Source organism: Streptomyces sp. RLB3-17, assembly GCF_007113425.2.
Classification (GTDB): Bacteria; Actinomycetota; Actinomycetes; order Streptomycetales; family Streptomycetaceae; genus Streptomyces; species Streptomyces mirabilis_D.
Map to the genome: position 1 here is coordinate 3,773,089 of NZ_CP041610.2, position 15,038 is coordinate 3,788,126.

Annotated in this window: 15 protein-coding genes, 1 other RNA gene and 2 pseudogenes; 11 read left to right on the forward strand and 7 right to left on the reverse strand. The window is 70.2% G+C overall.

The window, feature by feature from the left end:
- Positions 1 to 232 precede the first annotated feature (232 nt).
- From FNV62_RS17445 to FNV62_RS17470, 6 genes are read left to right on the forward strand one after another with little or no spacing between them, the layout of a single operon-like run.
- The gene (locus tag FNV62_RS17445; RefSeq protein ID WP_143605374.1) at positions 233 to 1,213 is read left to right on the forward strand and encodes an MCE family protein; all 981 of its coding nucleotides are present in this window, start codon (positions 233 to 235) and stop codon (positions 1,211 to 1,213) included.
- Positions 1,210 to 2,334 (forward strand): MCE family protein, encoded by a 1,125-nt coding sequence (locus tag FNV62_RS17450; RefSeq protein ID WP_225900272.1) that lies wholly within the window; start codon positions 1,210 to 1,212, stop codon positions 2,332 to 2,334. Before FNV62_RS17445 ends, FNV62_RS17450 begins: the two co-directional genes overlap by 4 nt.
- The gene (locus FNV62_RS17455) at positions 2,331 to 3,611 is read left to right on the forward strand and encodes an MCE family protein (protein ID WP_143601459.1); all 1,281 of its coding nucleotides are present in this window, start codon (positions 2,331 to 2,333) and stop codon (positions 3,609 to 3,611) included. Before FNV62_RS17450 ends, FNV62_RS17455 begins: the two co-directional genes overlap by 4 nt.
- Positions 3,608 to 4,897 (forward strand): MCE family protein, encoded by a 1,290-nt coding sequence (locus tag FNV62_RS17460; RefSeq protein WP_097284446.1) that lies wholly within the window; start codon positions 3,608 to 3,610, stop codon positions 4,895 to 4,897. The genes FNV62_RS17455 and FNV62_RS17460 overlap by 4 nt, the downstream gene beginning before the upstream one ends.
- A 20-nt stretch (positions 4,898 to 4,917) precedes the next feature.
- Positions 4,918 to 5,439 carry a hypothetical protein gene (locus FNV62_RS17465; protein ID WP_240362542.1) on the forward strand — a complete coding sequence of 174 codons (522 nt, stop codon included), beginning with the start codon at positions 4,918 to 4,920 and terminating at the stop codon, positions 5,437 to 5,439.
- A 56-nt stretch (positions 5,440 to 5,495) separates the two neighbouring features.
- A complete protein-coding gene (locus FNV62_RS17470) occupies positions 5,496 to 6,305 on the forward strand; it encodes a hypothetical protein (protein WP_225900274.1) in 810 nt (269 codons plus the stop codon).
- Positions 6,306 to 6,343: 38 nt separating this feature from the next.
- On the opposite strand, the gene FNV62_RS17475 is transcribed toward FNV62_RS17470, so the two are convergent.
- From FNV62_RS17475 to FNV62_RS17485, 3 genes are all read right to left on the reverse strand, one after another.
- Entirely contained in the window at positions 6,344 to 6,883 is a 540-nt protein-coding gene (locus FNV62_RS17475) for a hypothetical protein (RefSeq protein ID WP_225900275.1), read from the reverse strand.
- A 265-nt stretch (positions 6,884 to 7,148) separates the two neighbouring features.
- Entirely contained in the window at positions 7,149 to 7,964 is an 816-nt protein-coding gene (locus tag FNV62_RS17480; protein WP_143601461.1) for an SAM-dependent methyltransferase, read from the reverse strand.
- A 390-nt stretch (positions 7,965 to 8,354) separates the two neighbouring features.
- Positions 8,355 to 8,807, reverse strand: a complete 453-nt coding sequence (locus FNV62_RS17485; RefSeq protein ID WP_060899952.1) for a MarR family winged helix-turn-helix transcriptional regulator — start codon at positions 8,805 to 8,807, stop codon at positions 8,355 to 8,357.
- A gap of 62 nt (positions 8,808 to 8,869) precedes the next feature.
- Between FNV62_RS17485 and FNV62_RS17490 the strand changes: the two genes are divergently transcribed.
- The 3 genes and pseudogenes from FNV62_RS17490 to FNV62_RS58015 all read left to right on the forward strand — a co-directional run.
- Positions 8,870 to 9,238 carry a VOC family protein gene (locus tag FNV62_RS17490; RefSeq protein ID WP_097284449.1) on the forward strand — a complete coding sequence of 123 codons (369 nt, stop codon included), beginning with the start codon at positions 8,870 to 8,872 and terminating at the stop codon, positions 9,236 to 9,238.
- A gap of 60 nt (positions 9,239 to 9,298) precedes the next feature.
- Positions 9,299 to 9,676: a hypothetical protein gene (locus FNV62_RS58010; protein WP_413083853.1), complete on the forward strand. Its 378-nt coding sequence runs from the start codon at positions 9,299 to 9,301 to the stop codon at positions 9,674 to 9,676.
- Positions 9,636 to 9,854, forward strand: a pseudogene (locus tag FNV62_RS58015) (transposase); the annotation flags it as partial. The gene FNV62_RS58010 and the pseudogene FNV62_RS58015, both read left to right, overlap by 41 nt.
- 54 nt (positions 9,855 to 9,908) lie before the next feature.
- On the opposite strand, the gene rnpB reads toward FNV62_RS58015, so the two are convergent.
- The 3 genes and pseudogenes from rnpB to FNV62_RS17510 form a co-directional block, all read right to left on the reverse strand.
- Positions 9,909 to 10,310, reverse strand: an RNA gene (rnpB, locus tag FNV62_RS17500) — RNase P RNA component class A.
- A gap of 64 nt (positions 10,311 to 10,374) precedes the next feature.
- Positions 10,375 to 11,202: pseudogene (locus FNV62_RS58020) on the reverse strand (DMT family transporter); the annotation flags it as partial.
- A 49-nt stretch (positions 11,203 to 11,251) separates the two neighbouring features.
- On the reverse strand, positions 11,252 to 12,079 hold the full coding sequence (locus FNV62_RS17510; protein ID WP_144315376.1) for an AraC family transcriptional regulator: 828 nt from the start codon (positions 12,077 to 12,079) through the stop codon (positions 11,252 to 11,254).
- 112 nt (positions 12,080 to 12,191) lie between these two features.
- Between FNV62_RS17510 and FNV62_RS17515 the strand changes: the two genes are divergently transcribed.
- Together FNV62_RS17515 and FNV62_RS17520 are read left to right on the forward strand one after the other, a co-directional pair.
- The gene (locus FNV62_RS17515; RefSeq protein WP_143607918.1) at positions 12,192 to 12,959 is read left to right on the forward strand and encodes a MerR family transcriptional regulator; all 768 of its coding nucleotides are present in this window, start codon (positions 12,192 to 12,194) and stop codon (positions 12,957 to 12,959) included.
- Positions 12,956 to 13,558 carry a hypothetical protein gene (locus FNV62_RS17520; protein WP_143607919.1) on the forward strand — a complete coding sequence of 201 codons (603 nt, stop codon included), beginning with the start codon at positions 12,956 to 12,958 and terminating at the stop codon, positions 13,556 to 13,558. Before FNV62_RS17515 ends, FNV62_RS17520 begins: the two co-directional genes overlap by 4 nt.
- On the opposite strand, the gene FNV62_RS17525 is transcribed toward FNV62_RS17520, so the two are convergent.
- Positions 13,509 to 14,945 (reverse strand): RNB domain-containing ribonuclease, encoded by a 1,437-nt coding sequence (locus FNV62_RS17525; RefSeq protein WP_097284454.1) that lies wholly within the window; start codon positions 14,943 to 14,945, stop codon positions 13,509 to 13,511. The genes FNV62_RS17520 and FNV62_RS17525 overlap by 50 nt on opposite strands.
- Positions 14,946 to 15,038 lie beyond the last annotated feature (93 nt).

Genomic DNA, 15,038 nt, shown 5'->3' on the forward strand with positions numbered 1-15,038 from the left:
GGTCAAGGTCCGCATCGACCCGCCGAAGCTCCCGAAGATACGGCTCCTGCCGCGCCGGGCACCCCGCCCCCGCCGCCCCGAACCCCTGGTCAAAGTCCGCATCGACCCGCCCAAGCTCCCGAAGATACGGCTCCTGCCGCGCCGGGCACCCCGCCCCCGCCGCCCCGAACCCCTGGTCAAAGTCCGCATCGACCCGCCCAAGCTGCCCCGCATACGGATACGCCGCCCGCGGCTGACCCCGTTCCGCGAGCGCAACCCCGTGGTGATCGGAGCCGTCGGCCTCACCTTCCTCGCGCTGCTGACCGTGGCCGCGTTCAACGCCGACAGCCTGCCGCTGATCGGCGGCGGCGAGACGTACAGCGCGGCCTTCTCGGAGGCGGGCGGCCTCAAGCCCGGCGACGAGGTGCGGATCGCGGGCGTCAAGGTCGGCAAGGTCAAGGACGTCGATCTGGACGGAGACCACGTCAAGGTCACCTTCAAGATCAAGGGCGATCCGGGGTTCGGCACCGAGACCGGCGCCTCGATCCGGGTCAAGACGATCCTCGGCGCGAAGTACCTCGCGCTGCATCCCAAGGGACCGGGACAGCTGAAGCCCGGCAGCGAGATACCGCTGAAGAGGACGGTTCCGGCGTACGACGTCGTGCAGGCGTTCAGCGATCTCACCACGACGACGGAGAAGGTCGACACCGACCAGTTGGCGAAGGCCCTGGACACCATCTCCACCACGTTCCAGGACTCGCCCGCCGAGGTACGGGCATCCATCAAGGGCCTGTCGAAGATCTCCCGTACGGTCGCCTCGCGCGACAAGGCGCTGGGCGAACTCCTCGACCACGCGAGCGGTGTCACGGGTGTACTGGCCGAGCACTCCGCGGACTTCACCGCGCTGGTCAAGGACGGCGACCAGCTGTTCAAGGAGATCAGCAAGCGGCGCAATGCGATCCACAAGCTGCTGAAGACCTCCGCCGCGCTCGGCATCGAGCTCTCCGGCCTGGTCGAGGACAACGACAAGGAGATCGGGCCCGCGCTCAAGGGCCTGAACACCGTGGTGCGGATGCTCGAACGGAACCAATCCAGCCTCGACCGGAGCGTCAAGCTGCTCGCGCCCTACGTCCGGGTCTTCAGCAACGCCCTCGGCAACGGCCGCTGGTTCGACAGCTATGTCCAGAACCTGGTCGCCGCTCCAGTGGTGCCGCGCACGGGAGGCACCCGGTGAAGAACCTGAAGAGGCGCGTGGCCGTGGTCACCGCACTGGCCCTCGTCGCCGCGCTCACCTACGTGCTGTGGCCGCGCTCCGAGTCCGTGCACGTCACCGCGTACTTCCCGCGCACCGTCGGCATCTACCCCGGCTCGGACGTCCGCGTCCTCGGCGTCCGGATCGGCGAGGTCGAGAAGATCACGCCGGAGGGCGACCGGGTGCGGGTGGAGCTGAAGTACGACGAAGGCCGCAAGGTGCCGGCGGACGCCAAGGCCGCCGTCATCAACTCCTCGGTGGTCAGCGACCGTTACGTACAACTGCTGCCGGTGTACCGAAAGGGCCCGGTACTGCGGAACGGCGCCGTCATCCCCGAGACGCGGACGGCCGTACCGGTCGAACTGGACCGCGTCTTCGACAGCCTGCACACGACGGCCGACGCGCTCGGCCCCCAGGGCGCCAACAAGGACGGCTCGCTGTCGCGGCTGCTCGGGGTGAGCGCGGACAACCTCGACGGCCAGGGCGAGAACCTCAACCAGACGGTCGAAGACCTCTCGCAGGCCGTCACCACGCTGTCCGACGGCCGCACGGACCTGTTCGGCACGGTGCGGAACCTGCAGGTGTTCACGGCCGCGCTGGCCGCCGACGACAAAAACGTGCGGTCCTTCAACACCAGCCTCGCCGAGGTCGCCGGACAGCTCGCGGGCGAGCGCAAGGACCTCGCGGACGCACTCAAGAACCTGGGGACGGCGCTCGGCGACGTGTCCGCCTTCGTGAAGAACAACAAGAAGTCGCTGACCTCGAACGTACGGGGCCTCAGCAAGGTGACCAAGGTGCTCGTCACCCAACGGGCCGCACTGGCCGAGCTGTTGGAGGTCGCTCCCACGGGTCTGTCGAACCTGAACAACGCCTACAACCCGTCCTCGGGCACCCTCGACACCCGCAACAACGCGCAGCAGGCACAGGATCCGGCCTCACTGCTGTGCTCCGTACTGAGGACGACCGGCGACGAAGGCGGCAAGAACCCCGACTGCAAGGAGCTCAAAGACCTCTTCGACTCCCTGCCGAAGGTGCCTCAGGGCCCCGCGGTGACGGGCACGGTCGACCGGACGCTCGGCGGAATTCTGGGGGCGAGCGCATGAGCGCACTGCGCAAGGTCGGGGCGGTCGCGTGGGCCGCGGCCGGCTCGCTCCTGCTGTCCGGCTGCGAGTTCAACGGCTGGTACGACGTCCAGCTGCCCGGCGGAGCCGCCTCCGACGGCCACGCGTACCACGTCACCGTCGAGTTCCGCGACGTCCTCGACCTGGTGCCGCAGTCGGCCGTGAAGGTCAACGACGTCACCGTGGGCGCGGTCGAGAAGGTGGAACTGGACGGGTGGCACGCGCGCGTACGGCTGCGGGTCGCCGACTCGGTGAAGCTGCCCGCCAACGCGGTCGCCGAGCTGCGGCAGACCAGCATGCTCGGCGAGAAGTACGTCGCGCTCTCCGCCCCGACCGGCACGGCCCCCATGGGCCGGCTCGGGGACGGCGACCGCATCCCGCTGTCCCGCAGCGGCCGCAACCCGGAGATCGAGGAGGTGCTGTCCGCGCTCTCCGCGCTGCTCAACGGCGGCGGAGTGGCCCAGCTCAAGACGATCACCGTGGAGCTGAACAAGGCCCTGGACGGCCGGGAGAACCGGGTCAGATCGCTGCTCAAGGAGCTGAACACCTTCATCGGCGGCCTGGACGACCAGCGGAAGGACATCGTCCACGCTCTCGAGGCCGTCGACCGGCTCGCGGGGCGGCTCGGCAAGGAGAAGAAGACGATCGCCCAGGCCGTCGACACGATGCCACCTGCCCTGAAGGTCCTGGCCGACCAGCGCCGCGATCTGACGAGGATGCTCACCGCCCTGTCGAAGCTGGGCACGACGGGCACCAAGGTGGTCAACGCCTCGCACGACGACACGGTCGCGAACCTCAGACAGCTGCGGCCCATCCTGCAACAGCTGAACAAGGCGGGCGACGATCTGCCCAACTCCCTCGAGCTGCTGACCACTTACCCGTTCCCGCGCAACGCGGTGGACGCCGTCAAGGGCGACTACGTCAACCTCGACATCACGGCCGACCTCGATCTGTCCGACCTCTACGGAAACCTGACGGACGGCAACTCCGGCCGCGGCAAGGGCGATTCCCACAAGCCCCGCACTCCCGACGTACCGGATCTCCCCGGTCTCCCCGATCTGCCGAGCGTGCCGACGCCCACGGCGCTGCCGAGCACACCGAGCCTGCCGTCGTCCCCGGCGCTGCCGTCGGCCCCCTCGGGCGGGGGCGGGCCGCTGTGCCCGCCGGTGTGCACCAGCAGCTACACCACCCGACGCGGGCTGCCCGAGGGAATCGACCTCGCGCTCGCGGAGCTGATGCTGAAGGGGGTTCAGCCGTGATCACCCGTACGGTCAAGGCCCAGCTCCTGGCCTTCGCCACCGTCACCGCCGTCGGGGTGTCGTACGTCGGCGCCGAGTACACCGGTCTCGTGGACGACGTCCTGGGCCGCGGTTACACCGTGCAAGCGGACTTCGCCGACTCCGGGGGCATCTTCCCCGGCGCCGAGGTCACCTACCGCGGAGTGCCGGTGGGTCGCGTCGGCACACTGCGACTGACCGGCTCCGACGGCGTCTCGGTCGCTCTCGACATCAAGGACGGCACGCCACGCATCCCGGCGGACACCCTCGCCGTGGTGGCGAACCGTTCGGCGGTGGGCGAGCAATACGTGGATCTACAGCCACGTACTTCGCATGGCCCGTACCTCCTCGACGGCAGCGCCATCCCGCGTGGCAGCACGCGCGTGCCACTGCCCACGACGGACCTGGTCCTGAGCCTGGACCGGCTGGTGAACTCGGTCGGCAAGGACGATCTACGGGTCACCGTGGACGAGTTGGGCAAGGCCTTCTCGGGCACCGGCCCGAATCTGAGCCGACTGGTGGACTCGGGCAACGCGCTCGTGGAGTCGGCCTCCGAGTCACTCCCCCAGACGATCTCGCTGATCGAGGACTCGCGAAAGGTCCTCAAGACGCAGTCCGACCAGGGCTCGTCCATCAAGTCGTTCGCGCACGACCTTTCGGCTCTCACGGCACAGCTGAAGTCGAGCGACGGAGACCTGCGCAAGCTGATCGGCAACGCGACACCGGCCGCGCAGCAGGTGAACTCGCTGCTGAAGAACATCTCTCCGCGCCTGTCGGTCCTGCTGGCCAATCTGATCAGCGGTGGCCAGGTCACGCTGGCCAACCTGCCCGGCGTGGAGCAGTCCCTGGTCACCTTCCCGGCACTGGTCGCGGGCAGCTACACGGTCGTCCCGGGCGACGGCACCACCCACTTCGGCCTGGTGGTCAACGCCGACGACCCGCCGCCGTGCACCCAGGGGTACGGCACGGCACGGCGCGACCCCTCGGACACCAGCCCGCGCGAGGCGAACACCGACGCACGCTGCACGGCCCCGCGCGGAAGCAAGACGTCGGTACGGGGCGCGCAGAACGCCCCCGGAGCGTCGGCCGCTTCCGGCGATGCGAACCAGGCGGCGTACGTGACGCCGTACATCACGCCTTACGACCCGGAGACCGGCACCGCGACCGGCCCCGACGGCAGACCGGTCGAGATCGGCTCGACGGGCGGCCAACAGGCGATGTTCGGAAAGGAGTCGTGGCAATGGCTGCTGGTAGGGCCGATGGCATGAGCGGGACCATGAACAGGACCATGAACGTGACCGTGTCGGGCAAGACCCTGTCGAGCAGGGCGTGGTCGGGCAGGGCGTCGTCGGTGGCGCTCGCCGTGGCGACCGTCCTCACGACGGCGCTGACGATCTGGCTGGTCCTCGGGCTCTACGACCAGCACGACAGGGCGCAGCGGCGCCAGGACATCCTGGCCGCGGCCCGCCAGTCGGCGCTGAACTTCACCTCGCTCGACTACCGGCACTACGACCGGGACAGCGCGAACGTCCTCCAGGGCGCCACCGGCGACTTCAAGAAACAGTTCGCCGCGCAGACCGAGCAGCTGACCAAGCTCGTCGCCGCGAACGAGTCCGTGTCCGAGGGCCAGATCCTCGACGCGGGCATCGTCCGCTCCGACGAGCACTCGGCCCGCGTCCTGGTGGTCGCCGACAGCACGGTGACCAACACCGCCGCCCCCAAGGGCGAGGCGCGCACCTACCGCCTGCAGCTCGACCTGGTGCACCGAAACGGCCGCTGGCTGACCTCCGACGTCGAGTTCGTCGGCTGACCGCGCCCTCCCCGCCGTACGACCCATGAGGACACGAGGACATGAGGAGTAAGACCGTGGCGAAGACGACCACCCGAAGCCGCGGCTCCGGTTCCGGTGCCGGATCCGGTACCCGGCACACCATGACCGCGGTCGCCCGCGCGGCGGCCAAGCGCGCGGAGCGCGGCCACCTCGAACCGGACCCGGCGTCCACCGACGAGGCGGCCCCGGGACGGCCCGAGGCACCGGCCGCCGGCCGCACCGTGCTCATCGAGGCCCCCGATGAGGACGGCTGGGACGACCCGCCCGAGCCCTCGCCGGAGTGCTTCGAGGAGGACGCACCACAGGAGGAGGGTGAGCCCGGCCCCGGTACGGCTGGGCGGCACGGTCGGCGGCGGCTGCTCACCGCCGCCCTGTGTGTCCTGCTCCTGGCGGGCCTGGTCGCGGCCACCGTTCTCGGGTGGCGCTACCGGGAGGGCGTGCGGGCCGAACAGGCGCGCGGTCAGGCACTCGCGGCCGCACGCCAGGCGGCGCCGGTCGTGCTGTCGTACGACTACAGGCACCTGGACCGCGACTTCGCCGCGGCCCTCGCCCGGCTCACCGGGCACTTCCGCGACGAGTACCGGAAGACCACCACGACGGTGGTCGGGCCGACGGCCAGGAAGTACCAGGGGGTGGTGAAGGCCACGGTGGCGCAGCCCACCGGCGGCTCCCCTGCGGCCTCCGTGATCTCGGCCTCGGCCGACCGGGCCGTGGTCCTCCTCTTCGTCAACCAGGTGACCACGAGCACCCAGGTCTCGGGCTCCCGCGTGGACCTGAACCGGGTGCGGATGACGGTGGCCCTTACGTCCGACGGCTGGAGGGTGAGCGGGGTCGACGCGCTCTGACCTCTGCTTCTTCCGGGCGCACCCCCGGCCGTACGGGATCACCAGGTGTGAGCCACGTCCACTACGAGATGGTTGGCCGTCTGGAAGACCCGGAACGGCAGCCGGGCGCGCACGCCCAGTCCGGCCTGGGTGTAGCCCTCGGAGCCACCTGTGAACTTGAACTCCCGGAAGGTCCGGTACCCGGTGACGTCGACGGAGGGAAGCGGTGGGTAGGGCTGTCCGGTCGCCGGGTCGTAGCGCGGGGAGAACAGCGAGATCTCCAGGATGGCTCCGCCCTTGATCGGAACCACGACGTCGCTCGGGTCCTGGTGCAGTACGTCGACATAGCGGACCGTGTAGCCGATGGGGTCGGCCGCCGTGCCCTGGGCGTCGAAGACCAGACGGTCGAAGCACTCGTGCTGTCCGGCCCTCACGTCGACCAGTCGCCTGGAGGCAACGGAGTCACCGGTCTTGTCCAGGCTCCCCCACGTCACGGCGCAGTCCACGGCCGCCGGCGCGGCCACCGCCGGAACCGTGCCGGCCAACAGACCGCCGCCCGCCAGCATCATCGCGGCCAGTGCAGTACCTATCCGTCGCATGACTACCCCCCGGTAGCTCGCGTAGGTGTGTGTCTGTTCAGACCGGCGGCCTTCCGGAAGGTTGTGCACAGTGGAGTAGCCCATTGCGGCGCAGAGGCCCGTCCAGCACCAACCGCCCCGTGAGACCTCAGTGTCTTCCGCGTGCGCCGGCCTGTGCCGGCAGGGGCAGCGAACGGTACGGCGGTGGTGCCGCCCGAAAGACCGCCGCACCGCCTCCCGCCAGGGCCGACCCGGTACCGTCGACCTGACCGCGCCCCTCCCGTCGTTACGGCTTACGCGCAAGTCCACCGTGCTCGGCGATGACCTCCCGGACGCCCGAACCAGGCTCCGGACGCCACTCCGTCACGGAGACGACACCGGGTTCCACAAGCTCCAGACCGTCGAAGAACGCGGTGATCTCATCAATGGAGCGCAGGTTGTACGGAACGGCGCCGCTGTTGTTGTAGGCGTCCTGGGCCTGCTCGAAGACCGGGTCGATGCCGCGCGACCCGTCGTTGATGGAGAGGTAACTGCCCGAGGGCAGGGCTTCCATCAGCCGGGTGACGATGGAACGGGCCTGATCGTAGTCGGCGACATGGCCCAGGATGTTGCTGAGGATGAGCGCGGTGGGACGACCGAAGTCCAGTGTCTTGGCGGCGACTTCAAGAATGCGGTCCGGGTCCGTCACGTTGGCGTCGATGTAGGCGGTCGCGCCCGCCTCGGTGGAGTACAGCAGGGCGCGGGCGTGGGCGAGCACCATCGGATCGTTGTCGACGTAGACGATCCGCGCCTCGGGAGCGAGCCCCTGGGCGACCTCGTGGGTGTTCTGCGCGGTCGGAAGGCCGGTGCCGACGTCCAGGAACTGCCGGATACCCGCCTCGGAGACGAGATACGCGATGTTGCGACGCAGGAAGGCACGGCTGGAGCGGGCGATGGTGACGATCCCTGGAAACACCTCGGTGTACGCGTCACCGGCCGCCTCGTCGACGGGGTAGTTGTCCTTGCCGCCGAGCCAGTAGTTCCAGATACGGGCGGAGTGCGGCACCGACGTGTCGATCTTCTGCTGGTCCGCCGGCTCGGGCGTCGTCACAGGGTCGCTCATGATTCGTGTACGTCCTTCAACCGGGGCGCGGATCATTCGCGGCACATCCTACGATCGAACTCCCTTTCCTGGCGCACTAGTTCATGTCTTCTGGTTCATGTCTTCCGACTGGCGTGCCGGTCGTGGGACGGACTGACATCCATGCATCGCTCTCGGTACTCGGACGCAACTCCTGGATGCGCGCCTGCGCGCCCATGCCTCGCGCGACACCCGGATGACGGGTCCGGCCAGGGCCGATCGGCGGTCGAGACAGTCGGGCAGAGAAGTTATGGGGCTCACCGCAGAAGAGGGTGCAGTCGGGGTCCGTCGGTTTTCGAGGTCGCCGGCACGGATTTTCACGCTCGGCAGCACTCCTGTCCGGGCGCGACGAGACGTGCGCCGGGGAACGAGCTATGCGCCGTCGTTGCCCTCGCGCAGGGAATGGATCATGCTCCGCAGGATCCGGAACGCGCCTGACTGCTCGGTCTCGGTCATGCCGGCCAGCATTCTGACCTCGACGGACCGGACCGCTACGGTCGCCTTCTCGAGGCTCTGTCGGCCGCGAGGCGTGAGCCGCGCGGGAAGAACCTTCCCGACGGGTGCCTCCGCGGGCCTGGTCACGTGGCCCTCTCGTTCCAGGGCCTGGAGCAGCACGTTCATCGTCTGCCGTGTCACGAACGCGCCCCGCGCGAGCTCGGAGTTCGACAAGCCCGGTCGTTGAGCCAGCAGTTCGAGGCAGGAGTAGTGCGTCACGCTCATCCCGAGCGGCCGCAGCACCTCCTCCATGGCTGCGCGGAGGACGCTCGACGCCTCTTTCAGCAGATAGCCCAGTGACGTCTCCAGGTCGACACCGTCTTGATTCATGTCAGCATTCTGACATAGGTTGCCCGTGTCAGAAAGCTGACACGAAAAGAAGGAGCATCACCATGCCCGCCACCGGCCCCGACTTCATCTCGCTCCAAGCGCGCGACCTCGACGCTTCGCGGGCGTTCTACGAGCAGTACCTCGGCCTGGTCCGCTCGCAGGCCGGACCTCCGCACGCCGTCGTCTTCGAGACGAAGCCGATCGCGTTCGCACTCCGCGACGTCGTTCCCGGCACCGATCTCACATCCGTCGCCCAGCCCGGCATCGGTGCCGCGATCTGGCTCCACGCCACAGACGTCCAGGCCATTCACGATGCTCTCGTCGCCGACGGTCACACCATCGTCTCCGCACCGATCGACGGCCCCTTCGGTCGGACCTTCACCTTCGCCGACCCCGACGGCTACCAGGTCACTCTCCACGACCGCGCCTGATCGGCCGAACGCCACCGGACGATCACCGATCCCCAAAGACCGCGGTTGCGCCCTGGGCTCGTGCGTGACGCCACCTTCTGCCCTGCTGGCCCGACGACGTTCTGCCGGATGGATGACCTCGGCTTGGAAGTGGTCGACCAACAGCCGCATCCCGACCACGCGATGTTGCTCTGTCGAGTGGCCGACCCTGATGACTGGTGCCAAGACACGACCGCGGCCGCCGCGTCGAGGGTGAAACTCTCGACGCAGGCGGTGGTGTGGGCGTTGAAGACTGTGGTCATCGACCGGATGTCGATCGCCCGGATCACCGCCGGGCTCGGGGTGTCCTGGAACACCGTCAACGACGCCGTCCTGGCGACCGGCCACCAGTTGCTGATCGCCGACCCGACCCGCTGCGCTGAGTCGACTCGGCAGAACACTGAACCAGCGCGCCGCTGACGCGCCGGCCCACTTCGACCGACCCGGCACGTCCAACGGCCCGACCGAGGCCGTCAACGGCCGACTCGAACAGCTCCGCGGCACCGCCCTCGGCTTCCGCAACCTGACGAACTACATCACCCGCAGCCTGCTCGACACCGGCGGCTTCAGACCCCGACTGCACCCTCTTCTGCGATGAGCCAGTTTGTTCAGCGAAAAAACATGGCCTCTGACCTGAGGAAATAAAGAGCGGCAGACGAGTCGGGCTGTACGCCGGGTTCTGTCGCCCGGTCGCCTCGCGGCGGCCGGGGAGACGGCCATCCATCTAGGACCGGCGTTGCCGCCGGTCTCGTGCGGTCTACCCGCGGACTCGGGCGGGCAGCCCTCGATCGTCCGCGCAGAAACACCGAGGTGTTTCCTTTTGACCTTGCTCCAGGTGGGGTTTACCTAGCCGCCTGAGTCACCTCAGGCGCTGGTGGTCTCTTACACCACCGTTTCACCCTTACCGAGGACCGAGGTCCAAGGCGGTCTGTTTTCTGTGGCACTGTCCCGCGGGTCACCCCGGGTGGCCGTTAGCCACCACCTTGCCCTGTGGAGCCCGGACGTTCCTCGGGAAGGTCCACAAGGACCTCCACGCGGCCGTCCGCCCGGCTCGTCTGCCGTGTGGACCATGGTACCGGGCGTGGGGTGCGCCTCGGGCCGGCCGTGGCGAGCACAGAGCCGGCCAGGATGAGGGCGAAGGCCGCGAGGACGCCGGGGGTCAGGCGTTCGTCGAGGAAGAGGGCGCCCGCGGCGACGGCGACGGCCGGGTTGACGTACGTGATCACCGTCGCCCGCGTCGGGCCAGCCTCCTTGATCAGTTCCAGGAAGGCCACGAAGGCGACCGCGGTGCAGATGACGCCGAGGCCAGCGAGGGCGGCCAGGATCTGCGGGGAGGGGAGCCCGGAGGGGTGGGTGACGGCCGCCGCGGGGGCGTAGACCAGGGCCGCCAGGGTCAGGCAGGCGGCCGTGAGGTGGAGCGAGGGGACGTTCTTGAGGTGGCGGGCGGCTATGACGGGGGCGGTCGCGTACCCGATCACCGTCAGCAGTACCTCGGCCAGCGAGCGGGCGTCGCCGCCGGTCAGGTGCGGGACGGTGAGGACCGCGACGCCGGACAGGCCGAGGGCGAGGCCCAACAAGCGGCGGGTGCCGAGGTGCTCCGCGTCGCCGAAGAGGCGGGCCGCGGCCACGCCCACGATCGGTACGCCCGCGATCAGCAGGCCCGCCGTGGAGCTGGACAGGTGGCGCTCGGCGTCCGTGAGGGTCCACCACGGAACCATGATCTCGATGCACGCGAAGGCCAGCATCGGGCGCCAGTACGTTCGTACGGTCCGAGTAAGGCCCCCTTGGCGGATCGCGAAGGGAAGCAGCAGCGCGGCGCCCACCGCGCAGCGCGTGAACACCACCGCCGACGGGGACACGCCGTCCACCGCCACTTTGATCATCAGGTAGGGGATGCCCCAGACCACTCCCATCAGGGAGAACAGGAACCAGCCGCGTGCAGTCATGGGGGGAGTTTCGGCTGCCCGGCGGTCAGGTGTCTTGAACGCTGTTGCGCTACGACGCCGGCGACACGCTCGCCCGGTACGCCGCCGGTGTCACCCCGAGCACCCTGCGGAACCAGCGCGTCAGGTGCGCCTGGTCCGCGAAGCCCACGAGCGGGGCGACCTCGGCGGGGCGCAGGCCGCTCTCCAGCAGGGCGCGGGCCCGGTTCACCCGGTACTGGGCCAGCCAGGCGTACGGCGGTATCCCCATCGTCGTACGGAAGGCGCGCAGGAGCTGGTAGCGGGAGAGGCCGAGGTCGGTGGCGAGGGAGGCGAGTGACGGGGGTGCCTGGAGTTCGTCGGCGAGGCGGTCGCGTACGGCGTGGGCCATGTGGGCCGCTCCCGGGACCGTGTCGCACGCCGGGCGGGCCGTGGAGTGGCGAAGGGCGAGGGCGGCCAGCAGCCAGGGGAGGCGGGACTCGGCCTCCAGGGGGTCGGGGCAGGCGCTCAGGTCGGTGTGGGCGGTGCGCAGGGCGGCGGCCAGTTCGGGGTCGTCGAGGACGGGGTCCCGGAAGTGCGGGAGGCTGCCCAGAATTCCCTCGGTGAGCAGGGAAGGCTCGGCGTACAGGGCCCGGTAGGCGTAGCCGTCGGAAGCGGCCGGGCCGCCGGTGTGCATCTCGCCCGGAGCCAGGACGACGATCGAGCCGGGGCCGGTGTGGATGCGGCCGCCCCGGTAGTCGATGATCTCGGAGCCGCCGACGCAGACTCCGATGGTGAACTCGTCGTGGGCGTGGGGTGCGTAGCGGTGCTGGTCGAAGTGTGCGGTCAGCAGGTCGAGGGGCGGACCGTCACGGCCGAGAGTGGCCCGGGTCCAGCGGGCCTCTTCACGTCGTGCACCCATGGCCGCCTCCCCGGTCGTCTCGTCAGGGGTGCAACGCCGGCGGCCGCGTTTTCATGCCGCCGAGGATCTTCTCGCTTGACCTTGCCGCAGCGTCAACGTTTCTACTGAGGGCATGCGGATCGGAGAACTCGCCGTCACCGTCGGTGTCACCACGCGGACGGTGCGGCATTACCACCATCTCGGGCTGTTGCCGGAGCCCGAGCGTCGCCCCAACGGCTACCGGGAATACACGCTGCGGCACGCCGTCGTGCTCGCCCGGATCCGGCGGCTGACCGAGCTGGGGCTGGGGCTCGCCGAGGTGCGGGACGTGCTGGCGGACGACGCGGGGCGCGATCTCGCCGAAGTACTGGAGGAGCTCGACGCCGATCTCGCCCGGCAGGAGGCGGCGATCCGGGAGCGGCGGGAGCGGTTGCGTGCCCTGCTGGACCGGGACGGGAACCTGCCCGCCGAGGGCCCCGTCTCTCCCGAACTGGCCGCGCTGCTCACCGGGATGGCGCACGGCCCCGAGTCCCCCATGGCCGCCAGGGACCGCGAGGTGCTCGCTCTGATCGACACCGTGGCCTCGCCCGAGAGCCGGCAGCGGCTGATGGCGGCGCTGGGCAGTGCCTTCGAGACGCCCGCCGCCGTGGCGCGGGCGCACGAGGTGTACGCGCTCCTCGACGCGCTCGCCGACGCCGACCCCTACGACGCCGACGACCCGCGCGTGGAGGAGGCGGCCCGGGCACTCGCCGACTGCCTGCCCGACTCCCTGCTCCCGGAGACCGACCTCGCTCCCGGCCTCGACGACAGCTTTCTGCGCGCCCTGTACGCCGATGTCGCCCCGGCCCAGGCGGAGGCGATCCGGCGGGCGATGCGGATGTTCACGGAGCGTGGGCGATGAGGATCGCGCGCGCCCTCGTACGGCATGAACTGCGCCTGTTCGCGAGCCTGTTGCTGTGGGTGACCCGACGGACGCACGGCACGCGCGACGGTCGCCCCTTCGGTCACGCGCGGGGCCAGGGCGCCATGATGGGGGGACTCGCCTTCGTGTGCGTCGTCGAGACGGCCGGGATGGCGGTGCTGCTGCGCGGGTGGCCGGTCGTCCACGCGGTCGTCCTCGTCCTCGACGTCTACACCGTGCTGCTGGTCGTCGGCGTGCACGCGGCCTGTGTGACGCGCCCGCACCTCCTCGACTCCACGCACCTGCGCGTCCGCGACGGCGCGCACGTGGATCTGCGGATACCCCTGGCGGACATCGCGGCGGTGCGCCGCGAGCTGCGCACCACGCACGAGCCCGCCGAGGGCGAACTGAACCTCGCCGTGGGCGCCCAGACCGACGTGACCCTCGAACTGGCCACCCCCGTGGCGCACTTCACCTTCCTCGGCCGGGAACGTCGCGTCCGTCTCGTACGGCTGCACGCGGACGACCCCGACGAACTCGCACGGGCCCTCACGCGGGCGCGAACCGCACCTTCGCCGTCCCCAGGTCGGCCTGGGTGAGGCGGACCCGCAACCGCTCCCCCAGCGGCAGCGTCCCGGTACCGCCCTCGATGCGGGCGACGACTGCGGGAGACTCCAACTGGACGGTGCCTACCGTGGGTTGACGCTCCATCACGTCCACCACACACCCGTCGAAGATGTCCCCGACCCGGTCCTTGAGGAGCGCGGCCTCCACGATGTCGACGCACTCGCGTTCCACGGTGCCCGCGCGTCGGGAGCCCTCGGCCATCTCCTTGGGGAGGGTGTCGAGGGCGGTGAGCACCCAGTCGGGGGGCGGTTCGTCCGCGGCGGCGGCCAGGCAGAGTTCCGAGGCGTAGCGGTCGACGAGACGGCGCAGGGGGGCCGTGCAGTGGGCGTAGGGGGCGGCCACGGCGGCGTGCGAGGTGACGTCCGGGAGGGCGCCGCCCCGGAACACCGTGTAGCCCGCGCCGCGCAGCAGCGTCGTGCACTCCTGGAGGAAGGCCGCGTGGCGCGGCAGGTGCGGGTCGAGGGAGCGGACGAGTTGCGCGTACGAGACGTGGTGCGGCCAGTCGATGTGCAGGGCCCTGGCCGTACGGCGAAGGCGGCCGACCGCGCCGTCGGGGGCGGCGGGCAGCGTGCGCAGGACGCCGGTGCCGTGCGCGAGCATCAGGTCGGCCGCCGCCATCCCGGTGAGCAGGGAGATCTGCGCGTTCCAGGCGTCGGCGGGAAGCGGGGCGCGGTAGCCGAGTTCGTACGTCCCGTCCTTCTCGACGATCTCCTGCTCGGGGACGTTGAGGGAGATCCCGCCGCGCTCCACCTCCAGACGCTCGCGCAGCGTCCCGATCTCCTTGAGGAGGGCGAGCGGTTCCTCCGCCGTGCCGTCGTCGATCGACTTCTGTACGTGCGCGTAGTCGAGCTTGGCGCGGCTGCGGACGAGGGCACGGCGTACGTCGACGCTCTCCGTGCGGCCGTCCGCGTCCAGGTCGATCGTCCAGAGCACGGCCGGGCAGGTCTGGTCGGGCAGGAGGCTCGCGGTGCCTTCGGAGAGCCGGGTCGGATGGAGGGGGACCTTCTCGTCCGGGAAGTAGAGGGTCGTCACGCGGCGGTGCGCCTCGGCGTCCAGGGCGCCGCCGGGGGTGACGAAGGCGGCGACGTCGGCGATCGCGTACCGGACGCGGTAGCCGCGGCCGTTCTCGCGGCGGGACAGGTGCATCGCCTGGTCGAGGTCGGAGGACGTCGGCGGGTCGATGGTGAGGAAGGGGATGTCCGTCGCGTCATGGGGAGGCAGGCGGGGTGGCCGGGCGGCCTCCTCCAGTACGCCGGGCGGGAAGCTCCCGGGCACGCCGAGACCGGTCCGCAGGGCGGACAGGGCGGCCTGCAGAGGAGCCCCCGGTACGCAGGTGGCGCGGATGTGGCGGCACGGCATGGGTCGAGCGTAGGTCGCGTGCCCCCGGGCGGCACCCCGAGCGCGTTCGGCGTCCGGGAGGGACCCCTTAGGCTGGCGCCGGGCCATACCCAC